14 protein-coding genes are annotated in these 14,315 nt (G+C 46.1%); 8 read left to right on the forward strand and 6 right to left on the reverse strand.

Annotation, left to right across the window (positions count from 1 at the left end; genetic code table 11):
* The first annotated feature begins 93 nt into the window (after window positions 1-93).
* The 5 genes from ribH to ABD744_RS00720 are packed head-to-tail and all read left to right on the forward strand — an operon-like array spanning window position 94 to window position 3,295.
* Entirely contained in the window at window positions 94-567 is a 474-nt protein-coding gene (gene ribH, locus ABD744_RS00700) for a 6,7-dimethyl-8-ribityllumazine synthase (RefSeq protein ID WP_344794411.1), read from the forward strand.
* A complete protein-coding gene (nusB, locus tag ABD744_RS00705; protein ID WP_344794413.1) occupies window positions 567-1,100 on the forward strand; it encodes a transcription antitermination factor NusB in 534 nt (177 codons plus the stop codon). Before ribH ends, nusB begins: the two co-directional genes overlap by 1 nt.
* A gap of 17 nt (window positions 1,101-1,117) precedes the next feature.
* On the forward strand, window positions 1,118-2,092 hold the full coding sequence (thiL, locus tag ABD744_RS00710) for a thiamine-phosphate kinase (RefSeq protein ID WP_344794415.1): 975 nt from the start codon (window positions 1,118-1,120) through the stop codon (window positions 2,090-2,092).
* Window positions 2,093-2,124: 32 nt separating this feature from the next.
* Complete coding sequence (locus ABD744_RS00715) at window positions 2,125-2,625, forward strand: phosphatidylglycerophosphatase A family protein (RefSeq protein ID WP_344794417.1); 501 nt, start codon at window positions 2,125-2,127, stop codon at window positions 2,623-2,625.
* A 4-nt stretch (window positions 2,626-2,629) separates the two neighbouring features.
* Complete coding sequence (locus ABD744_RS00720; protein WP_344794419.1) at window positions 2,630-3,295, forward strand: retropepsin-like aspartic protease family protein; 666 nt, start codon at window positions 2,630-2,632, stop codon at window positions 3,293-3,295.
* Window positions 3,296-3,385: 90 nt separating this feature from the next.
* Here the strand turns inward: ABD744_RS00720 and dxs are convergent, their stop codons facing one another.
* The 3 genes from dxs to ABD744_RS00735 form a co-directional block, all read right to left on the reverse strand.
* The gene (gene dxs / locus ABD744_RS00725) at window positions 3,386-5,311 is read right to left on the reverse strand and encodes a 1-deoxy-D-xylulose-5-phosphate synthase (protein WP_344794421.1); all 1,926 of its coding nucleotides are present in this window, start codon (window positions 5,309-5,311) and stop codon (window positions 3,386-3,388) included.
* An 82-nt stretch (window positions 5,312-5,393) separates the two neighbouring features.
* Window positions 5,394-6,257, reverse strand: coding sequence for a polyprenyl synthetase family protein (locus ABD744_RS00730; RefSeq protein ID WP_344794423.1), 864 nt, complete (start codon window positions 6,255-6,257; stop codon window positions 5,394-5,396).
* A gap of 22 nt (window positions 6,258-6,279) precedes the next feature.
* Window positions 6,280-6,516: an exodeoxyribonuclease VII small subunit gene (locus ABD744_RS00735; RefSeq protein ID WP_344794425.1), complete on the reverse strand. Its 237-nt coding sequence runs from the start codon at window positions 6,514-6,516 to the stop codon at window positions 6,280-6,282.
* A gap of 236 nt (window positions 6,517-6,752) precedes the next feature.
* Here ABD744_RS00735 and pomA point away from each other — a divergent pair, with 236 nt between their 5' ends.
* The 3 genes from pomA to ABD744_RS00750 all read left to right on the forward strand — a co-directional run bounded on the left by pomA (window position 6,753) and on the right by ABD744_RS00750 (window position 9,200).
* Window positions 6,753-7,508, forward strand: a complete 756-nt coding sequence (gene pomA / locus ABD744_RS00740) for a flagellar motor protein PomA (RefSeq protein ID WP_344794427.1) — start codon at window positions 6,753-6,755, stop codon at window positions 7,506-7,508.
* A gap of 25 nt (window positions 7,509-7,533) precedes the next feature.
* A complete protein-coding gene (locus tag ABD744_RS00745; protein ID WP_344794429.1) occupies window positions 7,534-8,505 on the forward strand; it encodes a MotB family protein in 972 nt (323 codons plus the stop codon).
* 62 nt (window positions 8,506-8,567) lie between these two features.
* On the forward strand, window positions 8,568-9,200 hold the full coding sequence (locus ABD744_RS00750; protein WP_344794431.1) for a PilZ domain-containing protein: 633 nt from the start codon (window positions 8,568-8,570) through the stop codon (window positions 9,198-9,200).
* Between the two features lie 15 nt (window positions 9,201-9,215).
* Here the strand turns inward: ABD744_RS00750 and ABD744_RS00755 are convergent, their stop codons facing one another.
* The 3 genes from ABD744_RS00755 to ABD744_RS00765 form a co-directional block, all read right to left on the reverse strand.
* Window positions 9,216-9,770, reverse strand: coding sequence for a replication protein P (locus tag ABD744_RS00755; RefSeq protein ID WP_344794433.1), 555 nt, complete (start codon window positions 9,768-9,770; stop codon window positions 9,216-9,218).
* A gap of 40 nt (window positions 9,771-9,810) precedes the next feature.
* Window positions 9,811-10,950, reverse strand: coding sequence for a DnaT-like ssDNA-binding domain-containing protein (locus ABD744_RS00760; protein WP_344794435.1), 1,140 nt, complete (start codon window positions 10,948-10,950; stop codon window positions 9,811-9,813).
* Window positions 10,951-11,087: 137 nt separating this feature from the next.
* Window positions 11,088-13,856: a response regulator gene (locus ABD744_RS00765; protein ID WP_344794437.1), complete on the reverse strand. Its 2,769-nt coding sequence runs from the start codon at window positions 13,854-13,856 to the stop codon at window positions 11,088-11,090.
* Window positions 13,857-14,315 lie beyond the last annotated feature (459 nt).

Here is a 14,315-nt window from a genome sequence, read left to right on the forward strand (position 1 = left end):
TCTTTCAATCTAAGAATGTTTTAAATTCAGCAAAACGGGTGGCTTTGACTCTTATGTTAAAGCCTCCTTTTATACTTGGAAACGGTAACGAAAATGTCTCAAATTAAAGTGATTGAAGGTGATATGACGCCGAATCAAGGCAAATATGCGTTGGTGGTCGGTCGTTGGAATGCGTTTGTAGTTGAAAGCCTGGTGGAAGGTGCTGTGGATTCTTTGAAGCGCCATGGCGTGCCGGAAGAAGACATCACGATTATTCGTTGCCCGGGTGCAATGGAAATTCCATTGACCGTGAAGAAAGTCGCAGAAACGGGTAAGTATGATGCCATCATCACTTTGGGTGCTGTCATTCGGGGTGGTACACCACACTTTGAATATGTTTCGGGCGAATGCACCAAAGGTCTGGGTCAGTTGGCACTTCAGTTCGGCATTCCGGTTGCGTTTGGCGTATTGACCGTTGACAGCATAGAGCAGGCGATTGAGCGTGCAGGCACCAAGGCTGGAAACAAAGGCGAAGAAGCAGCGATGAGTGCTTTTGAAATGGTTAGCTTGTTAAAGCAGGTGAACTAATGACAAATAACGAATCAAACGAGCAAGGTAAGCCGACTTCCCCAGCAAGTCGCTCAAAAGGTGGAAAGAAAGGGAAGTCTGCTAAGGGCCGAAGAGGGCCTGCAGCCGCTCGACATGAGTCACGTTGTTTGTTGGTACAGGCCTTGTACCAATGGGTTATGAATAAAGATGCGATCAGCACCATTGAAGCACAGTTCATCGTTGATAATGATATGTCAAAGGTGGATCAGCCATATTTCAGTGAGTTATTCCATGAAATTCCTAAGAAGCTGAATGAGTTGGATGCCGCTTATGCGCCTTATCTGGATCGGATGGAAGACCAGGTAGACCCGATTGAGCGTGCTATTTTGCGCATTGGTGCCTATGAGTTGTTGCATCGTTTGGATGTTCCATATCGAGTAGTGATTAATGAGGCCATTGATCTTGCCAAAAACTTTGGCGGTGAAGATGGTCATAAATACGTTAATGGTGTGTTGGATAAACTGGCAGGCCGGGCGCGTATGGAAGAAAAGCAGCGCAACCGTAACAGATAAGTATTTGAGTGCGAACAATGGATGAATTTGCACTGATACAAAAGTTCTTCCACCCTTTACAGGGGGAAGACGATGACTCGTCTGCTGAGGATTTTATCCTTAAAATAGGCGATGACGCTGCTGTTTGGAAAGGTCAGGGGAACCTGGCCTTTTCTATTGATACCCTTGTTGAAGGCGTGCATTTTACGCCGGACATTCCTCCTGAAGATTTAGGTTATCGCGTACTTGCGGTGAACCTGAGCGACCTTGCCGCGATGGCTGCCACCCCTTCTTTTTTCACCTTGGCGATTACCTTACCTGAAGCCAACCCTGTTTGGCTTGAGCAATTTGCCCAAGGGATGAAGACGCTTGCTGTACATCATGGTATCGCCTTGGTTGGTGGAGACACCACTCGGGGGCCATTAACCATTACTGTGCAAGTGCATGGTGACTGTCCGAAGCCGATTAAGCGATCAGGCGCCTGTGTTGGGGATGATGTGTATGTGACCGGGTTTCCTGGGGATGCCGCTTCAGGGCTGAAAATCTGGCTTGATAAACGGGCTCAGAACCTAACGGAAACAGAAGCGTATTTAGTGGACCGTTTTCATCGACCGACGCCCCGAGTGGAACTTGCTCAACAACTTGCTCCTTATTTGAACTCCATGCTCGATGTGTCGGATGGTTTAGTGTCTGATTTAGGGCATATCGCGAAAGCCAGTGATGTGGATCTGCAAGTGCAAGTTGATTGGGTCACGCCGTCGGATCAGAATGTAACGTGTGTGGGTGCGGATTCTGCACTGAAGCTTGCGCTGACGGGGGGGGACGATTACGAATTGGCTTTTACCGCCCCTCAAAAGTATCGTCAGGAAATTGCAGATATTGCAGCACAGACCGGACTTCCGGTCACGCTCATCGGCCGTGTGCATGACAAGGCGGAAGCAGATCGTTTTGGACGAGTGTCGCTGTTCCCTGAATCTTATGCCGTGAAGCAGGGTGGGTATAATCATTTTTAAGTTAGTCACTTACGGGTATAGAGGAACATTGAATGGCTGAGAAAATCGACTTGTCACCAGCGCAGATCATTAAAGATCCGATTCATTTTTTTGCCTTTGGTTTGGGGTCGGGCTTAAGCCCGGTGGCGCCAGGGACATTTGGCACTCTGATGGCATTGGTGATTTATTGGTTCTTGTTGGCTGATTTTTCCACGTATTGGTACATAGCAGTATGTGTTGCCAGTATCCCTGTGGGCATTTGGCTGTGTCATGAAAGCGCCAGAAAGCTTGGGGTGCATGATTACGGGGGCATTGTGTGGGATGAATTCTCTGGGTTGTGGATAACTTTTATTTTTGCTCCCAAACATTGGTTAGTGGCTCTGGTCGGTTTTTTACTGTTTCGGTTCTTTGATATATTGAAACCTTGGCCCATTAAGTGGGCAGACCAAAAAGTCGAAGGTGGGTTGGGAATCATGCTGGATGATATTCTGGCCGGTATCATGGCTTTGGTTGTGTTGCAGTTTATTTTGGCCATGGGATGGCTGGGGTTGTAGTGTTATGGTGAATGGTCGACGTGTGTTAAATCAATTTAGATGGTTAGTTGCGTTTTTCCTTTTGGGCGTAGGATTTAACTCTTGGGCGAACGCCCTCGAAATTCAGGTGGAAGGCCTGATGAATAATATGGCCATTCTCAAGGTTAACGGTAAACAGCGGATTCTTAATGTAGGCCGAACTTCACCGGAAGGCATCAAATTATTAAGCTCTAACAGCAAACAAGCAGAAGTCCTCATTGCAGGCAAAAAAACAACGCTGACGCTCTCGGGCCACATTTCAGGCAGCTACCAAGCGCCTAAGTCTGCATCCATCAGCATCAGACCGGTGCATGGTCAGTACATCACTTCAGGCAGTATCAACAGTCGGCCTGCTCAGTTTTTAGTGGATACCGGAGCAACGTCGGTGACGTTGTCGATGGAAGACGCCCAGCGTTTGGGGGTGAATTTAAGTCGAAGTAATCCGGTGTACGTTAATACAGCAGGCGGTCGAGTCGTCGGCCATCAAGTGGTGTTAAGCCAGGTTAAGGTCGGTGGTTTGAAAGTCAGTTATGTGGATGCTGTGGTGTTGGAGTCAGGCTTCAATGGTGAAATTCTGTTAGGAATGAGTTTTTTAAAGCACGTGAAGATGCGTGATGAAAAAGGCTTTTTGGTGCTTGAGCAGAACTTCTAATTTAAATACATGAACTGTTTAAATAAGTAGGCTGCTTCAATAAGTAAAAAGCCCCTTTTGTCGGGCTTTTTACTTATTTTTTAAATGGCATCAGTTGGCGACGGCGGTGATCGGGTTTGAAGGATTGCCGAATGCCACGAGCGCTTTATCGATGGCGGTTCTGATTCCGTTTGTATCCAAGCCGCATTCTTTTAACATATCCGCCGGTTTGCCATGCTCGACATAATAGTCAGGCAAGCCCAAGTTGATGATGTTGGTGCTCAGGTATTGACTGTTAAGAAACTCATTAACTGCTGAACCAGCGCCACCCATGACGGTATTCTCTTCAATGGTGACTAACAAGTCATGATTCTTTTGAACGTCGAGAATTGCCTCTTCGTCCAACGGCTTAACGAATCTCATGTCCAGTAATGTATAGCCGCGTTCTTCTGCTATGGCCTTAGCTGGTTCGACCATACTGCCGTATGCCAGGATAGCGACTTTCGAGCCTTCACACAGTTTTTGAGCACGACCGATTTCAATCGGGTCGAGGTGTGTTGAGATATCGGCACCACAGCCGGTGCCTCTTGGGTAGCGGACTGCGGCTGGCCCATTATGAAGGTAGCCTGTGCTCAGCATTCTTCGAGCTTCATCTTCGTTGGACGGGGCCATGATGACCATGCCCGGAATGCAGCGTAGGAATGCCAGGTCGAAACTTCCTGCATGGGTTGGCCCGTCTTCGCCGACTAAGCCTGCACGGTCGATGGCGAATAAAACATCCAGGTCCTGAATGGCAACATCGTGAATAAGCTGGTCGTAAGCCCTTTGCAGGAAGGTTGAGTAAATCGCCACCACCGGTTTTAAGCCTTCGCATGCCATGCCTGCTGCTAAAGTAACGGCGTGTTGTTCGGCGATCGCCACATCGAAGTAGCGCTCAGGGTATTTTTCACTGAAGGCAATAAGGTCAGAGCCTTCGCGCATGGCGGGTGTGATACCAACCAACTTATTGTCTTGTTCTGCCATGTCACAAAGCCATTGACCAAACACGGCGGAATATTTGGGCGTGCTGACCTTAGGTTTGGTGCTTTTTCGTTCGCTCTGGTCTGGCAGTTTATTAATGGCGTGATAACCAATCGGATCGGCTTCCGCAGGTGAAAACCCTTTGCCTTTTTTGGTTACGATATGAAGAAACTGAGGGCCGGACAGCGACTTCATGTTGTTAAGCGTCTCAGTCAGTAGTTCTACATTGTGACCGTCGATGGGGCCTATGTAGTTAAAACCAAACTCTTCAAACATGGTGCCTGGTGTGGTCATGCCTTTAAGTAAATGTTCTTCGGTTTTTTTGGCTAGTTCGTACACAGGCGGAATGTCGTGCAGAATTTTTTTGCTGTTGTCTCGCAAGTTGTTGTAAGACTTGGAAGAAAGCAGTCGGGCTAAGTAGTTTGATAAACCGCCGACGTTTTCTGAAATTGACATGTCGTTGTCGTTCAGAATGACTAACAGGTCGGCACCGTTATCCCCTGCATGAGTCATGGCTTCGAATGCCATACCTGCCGTCATTGCGCCATCGCCAATGATAGCGACGGACTTGCGGTCTTCGCCTTTTTGTTTGGCCGCAATGGCCATGCCTAATGCAGCACCTATGGAGGTGCTGGAATGGCCGACACCGAAGGTATCAAACTCACTTTCTGAGCGGCGGGGGAAAGCTGCCAAACCGTTTTTTTGTCGAATGGACGGCATTTGTTCCCGTCGGCCTGTCAGAATTTTGTGGGGGTAGGCTTGATGGCCTACGTCCCATACCAAGCGGTCTTCCGGGGTATTGAAAACGTAATGCAGCGCGACTGTAAGTTCAACGACACCGAGTCCCGCACCAAAATGCCCGCCGGACTGGCCTACGGAGTACAGTAAATATTCCCGCAACTCTTTGGCGAGTTGAGGCAAGGTAGCTGAAGAAAGCTGTCGCAGCTGAGCCGGGCAGTCCACGCTATCAAGCAAGGGCGTTTCTGGGCGAGTTTCTGGTATTTTATGAAAAATCATTAGATGTCGATTACCTGATCAACGCTAATTTGAATAACGGCGCATTCTACTACAAAGCAGAGGGCTAAACATACCGTAAGCCCTAATATCTTCGGTGAACTACAAAATTTGTCAGTTCCACAAGCGTCTCTTTTTTGTCCAGAGTGGCTTTATCCAGCAAGGAAAGCGCTTTTTGATGAAGATCCGCCAAATATTGCTGCGCGCCTTCCAGTCCTAAAAACTTAGGGTAAGTGGCCTTATCCAGCTCGTGATCTGCGCCTTGTTGTTTGCCGAGCATTTCAGTGGAACTGGTGATGTCTAAGATATCGTCGGCTACTTGAAACGCAAGCCCCAGAGTTAAGGAGAACTCTTGGAGTGCTGATCGGGTTTGTGGGCTGGCATTAGCCGCTATAGCAGCCATTTCGGTGCAGGCTGAAATCAAAACGCCGGTTTTTTTATGGTGTATGGATTCCAGCTCTTGTTGATCGATGTTTTTTCCTTCCGAGGCCAAATCATGGGATTGGCCACCGACCATGCCGCTGGGGCCTGAGGCCCTGGCAAGTACTTGTATTGCAGATACTTTTTGCTGGTCAGTCAGTACTTCGGATTCAGCAATGATATCAAAGGCCAGCGTTTGTAATGCGTCCCCGGCCAGAATCGCGGTCGCTTCGTTAAACTGGACATGGCAGGTCGGTTTACCTCGGCGAAGGGCGTCGTCGTCCATAGCGGGTAAATCGTCATGAATCAGGGAGTAGGTATGAATGCACTCAACGGCCGAAGCCAGATCGTCGCCTGTTGCCAGTGGGGTGTTAAGCGCTTCTAACGTTGCATAAAGCAGCGTGGGTCTGAATCGCTTTCCGCCGTTGGTGATGCTGTAAAGCATGGCTTCCCGAAGACTGCTGACGTTGGGGATGGAATCAACTTTGCCTTCCAGTGTTTGGTTGCAGCGTTGACTGCAGTGCTGCATAAAGGAGGTAATATTCAAAGTATTAATCGTCTGATAGTGTGTGAGTATCAAAAGGTTGCTCTGTGTCGCCGAGCAATATCGTAACTTTCTGTTCGGCTTGCTCCAAAGCTGCCTGGCAGTTTCTGGAAAGCTTAACGCCTTTTTCAAAGGCTGACAGTGCCTGGTCAAGACTCAGGTTATCATTTTCAAGTGATTGAACCAGCGTTTCTAATGAACTCAGAGACTCTTCAAAGTTCAGTTCTTTTTTTGAGTTAGACATAAATCAATTTAAACCAAGTGGAAAGCTTGCGCTATTATCCTAGTATTCTTAAAGTGACTCAAGTAATCAGCAAGAATGAAAAATCCTGTTAAGATTCTTCTGTTTTGGTCGATACATCAATAAGATAACAATAGAAGTTAACGTTTATGGGGCTTACAACACGTTCATGGACGTGAATTCTGTCAGTGTCAGGTTATAGGTTTTAGTTCATCCCAGTTAAATAAAGAGGGAACTTTGTGGATTTAGCAACACTCATTGGTATCGTTGGTGCTTTTGCTATTGTGATCGTGGCGATGTTCCTTGGTGGCTCACCAGGAATGTTTGTTAACGTACCGTCTTTGCTTATTGTAATTGGTGGTGCCCTTTTTGCGGTTTTAATGAAATACGAGTTAGGCCAATTTTTGGCGGCAGGAAAAATTGCAGTAAAAGCGTTTATGTTCAAAATTCAGGCCCCTGAAGATTTGATTGCTGAAGTGGTGGACATGGCCGCTGAAGCAAGAAAGGGCGGCTTGTTGTCTTTGGAAGGAAAAGAAACAGAGAATAAGTTTTTGGCCAATGGTATTCAGCTGTTGGTTGACGGGCACGACCCGGAAGTGGTTCGTACTTTGCTAACCAAAGAAATGAATCTGGCGGTTGAGCGGCACGACTCAGGCGCTTCAATTTTTTCCCAGCTGGGTGAGGTGGCGCCAGCGATGGGGATGATCGGTACTTTGATTGGTTTGGTGGCGATGCTGGCCAATATGGATGACCCTAAATCCATCGGGCCTGCGATGGCGGTGGCGCTATTAACCACGCTGTATGGTGCGATGGTTGCGAACATGTTTGCTCAGCCTGTGGCGGATAAACTCTTGTTACGTGCGGGCCAGGAGGCCATGTCAAAACGCATGGTGATTGATTCGCTTCTGGCCATTCAGGCCGGGCAAAACCCGAAAGTTATTGAGTCTATGCTGCGTACCTACCTGGCCGAAGGTAAGCGCCCACCAGAAGTTTAATGTTTAGGATAATCGATAACTTATAATGAGCGACGACGAACCAAAGAAAAAAGAGAAGGCAGGTATTCCCCCGTGGGTAATGACATTTGCAGATCTAATGTCATTGCTGATGTGCTTTTTCGTGCTTCTTTTGTCCTTTGCCGAGATTGATGCAATTCAATTTAAGCGATTGGCAGGGTCTCTGTTGAATGCGTTCGGCGTACAAAATGTAAAAAATCTCGCCGAGATTCCCAAGGGAACCAGCATCATTGCTCAGGAGTTCAGTCCTGGCCGACCAGACCCAACCCCGTTAAACGTCATTTATCAGGACACCTCAGATACCACCAAAGAAAGTCTGGATGTGGAATGTCAGGACCCTGAAGCGCAGAACATAGCGACAGAAGATAATCAGCGACTGCGTGAAGAAAAGAAAAAACAGGACGAAGCGGAAGCGGCAAAAGCGGATGCAGAGAAAGACGCCATTGAAATTGCCACTCATATGCAGGAAGAGGTGGGGAAAGGCTCTATTCAGGTCGAGACAAAAGGCCGTAGAATTGTCATACGAATTCAGGAAAATGGTTCTTTCAAGTCGGGTTCGGCCGTTTTGGATGATAAGTTCTTTCCGGTTTTGGCGAAGCTGAAAGATATGTTGTTAATGGTTGAAGGTACTTTATCGTTTGAAGGGCATTCCGATGATGTGCCTCTGCCAAGTGCAAATGTCTTTTCAAATAACTATGCGTTGTCTTCTGCTCGTGCTCAGGCTCTGGCTGATGAACTGCTGGCGTTTGAAGAGTTCAGGCGTAAGCGGTTTAAGGTTGTGGGCTGGGGATCGACCAAGCCTTTGGCATCGAATGAAACTGCAGAAGGCCGTCAACAAAATAGACGCGTAGAGATTGTTATCCTGAAGGACGACCCTTTTGAAGAACAAGAAGACCAGGTTGAAACGTTTGATCCTTACGATGGTGAATTTGATCCGAGTGATGAATTGTACGAATTGTCGCCAGATGAGATTTTCTGACGTATTATAGTATTAATACAAATCAGTACCCGAAAATTAATAATAATAAAAATAGAGGATTTATGAACCAGACTGTCCCTACAGATAGTGGTGCCGATCGTCGAAGGTTTTTTCGGATCGCGGACACCGTAAGCTTAAGATTTCGTGCATTAACGTCGGCAGAAAAACAATTGTGGCTGGAGAATGAACTTAATCTGGAGCCAGACCAGGAAGCTCGTGCTTTAAATGCGGAAATATCAACCGAATTAGAACGCCTTAAACAGTATTCCCCTGAATTATCAACGATTGCCGGTTTACTGAATCAAAAACTGGATCAGTTGTCAGAATCTGCGTCGATCAGTTTGGATGCAGGCTTCAAACACGATTACCGGACGATGAATGTGAGCCTCAGTGCGTGTGGAATTGGTTTTCCGGTGGCTGAACCGCTTGATACGGATGTCATTCTTCTCGTCGATATTTTGATGGCGACAGACAATAAACGAGTGCTGGTCACAGGGCGAGTTATTGGTTGCGACACTTTATCCTTTCCGGGGCCGCACGGTCATAAATATATGTCGAGGGTAAACTTTGAACGGGTTGAAGAAAATTTAAGTGAAGAACTGATTCAGTACATACTTCAACAGCAGCGACGAATTCTTGCTGCGCAAAGATTGGCCGAAGAAGAGAAAGAGTTGGTTGCCCTGCGGCCAGAGTAGTGTGTGCGGGCCGGATCAGAGGCCCGTATTCTTTCTCAATGCTTCCAGGTTTTTCAGCTGCTCTTCCGCTGGTAGCGGGATGCGCTCAATTTGCTTGGATTCATCGTGTCTGGAAATGGAAAGGTCTTCACCTGAGCGAACTTTCAAGCAAATTTGTTCGTAGTTTTTCTTAAAAATAGGCAGAACTTTCTGCTCTACTTCACTGTGCATTAAAAACCAGCCGGTGGCTCTTCCAGCCCAATAAACCCCCGGGTGCGACCATTGATAGGCTTCTTTTGGGCTTGATGCCCTGCATGCTTCCACGTAGGCCGAGTAAGGATCAGGCAGTCCATGTTCGGATAAATCGTGTTCACAGATTTGGATGATCTCAGGCAGTGTGGGTAAAAATTTATTACTTTGTATCAGTTGGTCGGTGGCTCGTTTGATTTGTTCTGGTTTGAAGCGCGCCAGCTGCATGGCCCAAAGTTTTTTGGCGCTGTTCAGGCTTTCCATGTCCCCAAACGCGCGTCTGAATTGGTTGTGATAAGCCAATTCAAAGGCGCCAAAAAGGTAGGTAATCGCTGTAACCATGTCCGTTGACGGAGGTTGGCTGGTCGATCTATCGTGATGATTAGAGTTCGTCTGCCCAACTGGTGTCCTGGTGTCGCTCGAGGAATGATTGATTTGCTGAGTGACCGGATGAATGATTTGCTCGATTTTTTTCATGATGACCAATATTGTCTAACTGATGTCGTTTTGCCCAGCTCCACTTTAAGTGCTGAACAAACTTGGTATTCCAGGACGTGGATGTCTGGTTTGTATCTGACCAATATAGCACGAAGGGTTTGATTTGGTCTTTGGCAAACTGGATATCAATTTGAGCCAGTCTGGCGATTTCGTAGCACTCAGGGCTTGGTTCCCAGTTCTTGGGAATGCGAACCGGGTCTGTTGAGTGTTCGATGGAGGAACAAAATTGTTTCCACTGCCTTCTGATGTGGCTGACAAATTTGGTATTCCAGGTGATCTCAGCGGAGCCGCGCTCCATCCAATAGAGTAAAAACTCGGCGATACTGTGTTGAATGAAGTCTGGGTCTACGTTATCGCGGGTCAGAATTTCAACGGTGTCTTCGCTGGGCTTCCAGTCTTTGGTAATGGGTTGCGGTATTTTGTTCGCTGCGACTTTGGTTTCGTGGTTCCGCCAAAGTTTTAACGCATGTTTTTGGAATTTTGCTCCCCAGCTGGTTGAACTGATACCTCGCTCACGCCAATAGGTGACAAATTCAGGAATGGCTTCAAGAATAAAGGGCTCAGGGATGCCAAGCTGAAGGCATTGTTGAATGACAAAGCGATCCGGTTGCCAGGTTTCTGTCATGGCACTGGATCGGTTAAATTGGTTGAGGCTTTGTTGGGTTTGACTCCGGGGTGCAGATTGATTTGTTGTGACTTGGTTAGGCGGCGCGTTAACGATTGGCAGACCTTGCGTTCTTGTATTGGGTGTCAGCTTATACATCAGTTGCGGGTGTAAAGTATTCCCCGCCTGATGGATATTAATGAGCCCTTGGTTGCTTAATTGATTAAGCGCTCTGTGAATTGTTTCTATTGGCCAAAAAGATAACTTCTCTAAAAGTTCTTGATCAGAAATGGCAAGCCAGCCATTTTCTGAGGGTCGATACTCGAAAAACTGCTTCATTACCGACAGTGTAATTGCCTGATCTAGGCCATAGGTTCGGGCTAAATCGGCAGAGAAGTGAATGGTTAAATCGCCTGGCACAGAGGGTTGTCCTGAAAAGCTCTAAGGTTATCATTTCTGAGTGTGTCATCATTCTACTCCATTTGGGCAGGAAAGTAGTGATGCTGAGGTAAATCCCGGATCGAAGGAATTTACCTGTGTCCGTATTCTTTATGAGGTTAGTTCGTTTCGTTTTCAATGACTTTAATGGCAGGCGCCCAATCAATCAGTTTGGCTTTTAAGGTGCTCAGTTCAATCGGCTTTTCTATGTAGTCATTCATCCCGCAGTCCAGGCACATTGCTTTTTGTTGAGGCATAACGTGTGCAGAAAGAGCAATGATCGGGATTTCCGTTCGCTTATTGCGCTTTTCCCAGTCTCTGATGGCTTGGGTTGCTTCAAAACCGTCCATGATGGGCATCTCGCAATCCATTAAAACGATGTTGAAGTCACCGTTTCTGAAGGTGTTATAAGCCTGCTCCCCGTTTGCAGTCACCTCGTAGCTGATACCAATCTTTCTTAACATTCCGCAAATGACTTTGGTGGATACCTGGTTGTCTTCTGCAATGAGCACATTCAATGATTTGTGGGTACTGAGGTCGTCAATATGGCTCAACACCGGGGTTGTATTGGAGTGGGTGATATGACCTAACCCTCTTAAAATAACCTGCTTTAAAGAGCTGCCTGAGACGGGTTTAGTGAGAATATGCCGTATTCCGGCATTTTTCAGCGTTGCGTTATTCGGAGTAAAGTTGAGTCCCGTTAACATGATGACCAGTACATCATTGGTGATTAAGTTGTCTTCTTTGATTTTGGCAGCGAGCTCAATGCCGTTCATTATGGGCATTTTGTAATCAAGAATCACAACGTCAATTTTTTCCTTGAGGCTCGCTTTATTCCTTAATATGGCCAATGCTTCCGGACCGCCATGGGCAATGGATGACTCCATCCCCCAAGAGTGGGCGTGGTGAGCAATGACCTTGGTGATCGAAACGTTATCGTCTACTGCCAGTAAGTGAAGCCCTTCAAGTACGGAATCATCAAATAAGTCTTCTTGTTCTTTCTCGCTCGCTGGCATGTTGGCCGTGAACCAGATGATGTTGCCTTTACCAAACTCTGACGCCATGTGAAGTTCGCCGCCCATCAAACGGACAAGTTCTTGGATCATGCTCAGGTCGAGGCTTAGATCAGAACTCTTCAAATGGTTTTTACTTTGTTTGTAAGCGTCAAATAAGCTGCTGTTTTGATTCTTCTTAAAACCAATGCCTGTATCTCGAATCTGAAAGCGTAGCTGATTGTTCAGTTGGCTGTTCTCAACGGTAACGATGATCTCACCGTGTTCGATTAAATCAAAAAGGTGGCTGATAAGGCCGTTCAGAATTTGTCGAAGTCTCTCGTTGTCGCCTTTAACCAGCTGTGGAATGTCGCCGGAGATGTCGGTAATAAGTTCAATTTGTTTTTGTTCTGCTTCACGAGAAAACTCGGTAAGGCACTGAACAACAACAGCAGGCAGATCGAATGTTCGTTCTGTCAGAGATAATTCACCGGATTCAATGCGAGTGTAATCAATGACGTCATTGATCATGGTCATCAGTCGCATGCCCGAATCTTGAATGGTGGTTACGTATTCCCGTTGGTTATTACTGAGCGGGGTGTCATTCAATAGCTCTGTCATGCCGACGACGCCATTAAGTGGTGTTCTCATTTCATGGCTGAATTGTGCTAAGAAGGCATTTTTAGCTGAAATCAGTTCTTTCTTTACTTTGTCTTCTCGGTATTGTCGGTTGCTCATCTGAGCATGGATGAACAATAACTTGCCAATGGAGGTTGTGATAAATGCACTCAGAAGTACCAGTGTTAAAGTGTCTTCAAAGCCAAAAGTCACAAGGTCGGGTGTAATTCCGATCGTGTTGAGTGTACTTGAAGAAAGTAAAATGGTGGCAAGTGCGCTGGTTACCGTTAAGTTTGAGGCAATACTGACATTGTTGGTCCATTGTTGAATGCCGAATCCAATGGATATGGATGTGACTAAGAGCGTTGGGATAATGACGGTGGTTAAATGGTTGCCATGAAGCTGGTAAGAAATAAACATCAGTGGTACGGCAAGGAGAACGGCAGAAATCAGTACCTGCTTGATCATGCGCTGTCTTTCAAAGAGGTATAAAGTTAACGCAATGTAAGATAAAAAAGCGGCAAAGTAGGTCCCGTAAAAAATAATAAGATTCTGTTGGATGGAAAGACTAAAGATGGAGATGCTTTGTCCGGTGTAAACCAGCTGGAAAAAGCCCATGAAGGTAATGACGATAGCGCCGATTAAAGGCGTTTTGTCTTTGCTGGTCTTATATAGGTAAAGCAATGTGGTTACGAAGGTCATTAAAATGCCGATAAAAATGCCCTGGAGCCAATTACTTTTTAATATGTCTTTTTGATAGTGCTCTTCATCCAGGTACGCAATTTGGATTCTGTTGTCTGATTGGGGGGTAAGCTTGATTAGGTTATAAGAGAGTGACTCTTTGGGAATGTTAACACGAACATACGTTGCGTTATTGCTGACAAAAATGTTGCCTGATGTTTGCTGGAATTCGAAAGGTCTGCTGCCGTGAGAATTTTCGATGGCCTGAAATACGGTCGTGTTCGTCAGACTTAGGTTATTGATCTTTAAAAAGCCAACAATGTCTTTTCGGGTTGGGTTCGCCAAAGAAAGGTTTAACCAGTAAATTCCTTCATTTTGAGTGATGTTGATGTGAGGTGTATGGTTAGGTGAAAAGCGATTAAGCACTTGTTGTTTGGAGAAGTCGGAAGAAAGCAGGGTTTTAATGTCGTCATTGATAACCCCGATTTTAGCGGTGATGTTTGTTCCTGTGTCGAGTTGAGATGCATCCAGACGTGTTTCTCCTATAGCAAAACTTGTAAACAGCATAAGAGAAAAAAGCAGATACAGTGATTTCATGTTGATGCTCTATTAAAAGATGAATGAGATTCTTAAAATCTAACACGTGAAATACGTTTTAGTCAGGTCGTTCCAGTGAAATACTGTTATAAAATCTTAGATGATGGCCTTATTTATAAAATATAGAGAAATATTTTCAAAAAGGGGTTGTGTTGTGTGTGGGGATGCCTATAATGCGCTCCACGTTCTGAGAGGGGCAAGCGGGAAAGCTGGTTAGACTACGGTTTAGTTGGAAATTTCGCGATTCAGGTTTGAATCACTTCTCCAGAAAGTTGAAAGAAAAAGGTTGACACAGAGATTTAAATCGTTAGAATGTGCGTCCTCTTTCGAGATAACAGAAGCGGCTCAGGTTGCTTGAGTTGGTTGTCTCACAGCTCTTTAAGAATTTGTTCAGATAATTCGTGTGGGCACTTGCTGATGTGTTGAAGGACATATATATGTAAGTGACTCGTGAATTTC

Source organism: Litoribacillus peritrichatus (genome assembly GCF_039537985.1).
GTDB lineage: Bacteria > Pseudomonadota > Gammaproteobacteria > Pseudomonadales > Litoribrevibacteraceae > Litoribacillus > Litoribacillus peritrichatus.

What these genes read in the sequence shown, in the direction of transcription:
- ribH (WP_344794411.1), top strand. Translation starts at nt 94, where the DNA reads ATGTCTCAAATTAAAGTGATTGAAGGTGATATGACGCCGAATCAAGGC.
- nusB (WP_344794413.1), top strand. Translation starts at nt 567, where the DNA reads ATGACAAATAACGAATCAAACGAGCAAGGTAAGCCGACTTCCCCAGCA.
- thiL (WP_344794415.1), top strand. Translation starts at nt 1,118, where the DNA reads ATGGATGAATTTGCACTGATACAAAAGTTCTTCCACCCTTTACAGGGG.
- ABD744_RS00715 (WP_344794417.1), top strand. Translation starts at nt 2,125, where the DNA reads ATGGCTGAGAAAATCGACTTGTCACCAGCGCAGATCATTAAAGATCCG.
- ABD744_RS00720 (WP_344794419.1), top strand. Translation starts at nt 2,630, where the DNA reads ATGGTGAATGGTCGACGTGTGTTAAATCAATTTAGATGGTTAGTTGCG.
- dxs (WP_344794421.1), bottom strand. Translation starts at nt 5,311, where the DNA reads ATGATTTTTCATAAAATACCAGAAACTCGCCCAGAAACGCCCTTGCTT.
- ABD744_RS00730 (WP_344794423.1), bottom strand. Translation starts at nt 6,257, where the DNA reads ATGCAGCACTGCAGTCAACGCTGCAACCAAACACTGGAAGGCAAAGTT.
- ABD744_RS00735 (WP_344794425.1), bottom strand. Translation starts at nt 6,516, where the DNA reads ATGTCTAACTCAAAAAAAGAACTGAACTTTGAAGAGTCTCTGAGTTCA.
- ABD744_RS00745 (WP_344794429.1), top strand. Translation starts at nt 7,534, where the DNA reads ATGAGCGACGACGAACCAAAGAAAAAAGAGAAGGCAGGTATTCCCCCG.
- ABD744_RS00750 (WP_344794431.1), top strand. Translation starts at nt 8,568, where the DNA reads ATGAACCAGACTGTCCCTACAGATAGTGGTGCCGATCGTCGAAGGTTT.
- ABD744_RS00755 (WP_344794433.1), bottom strand. Translation starts at nt 9,770, where the DNA reads ATGGTTACAGCGATTACCTACCTTTTTGGCGCCTTTGAATTGGCTTAT.
- ABD744_RS00765 (WP_344794437.1), bottom strand. Translation starts at nt 13,856, where the DNA reads ATGAAATCACTGTATCTGCTTTTTTCTCTTATGCTGTTTACAAGTTTT.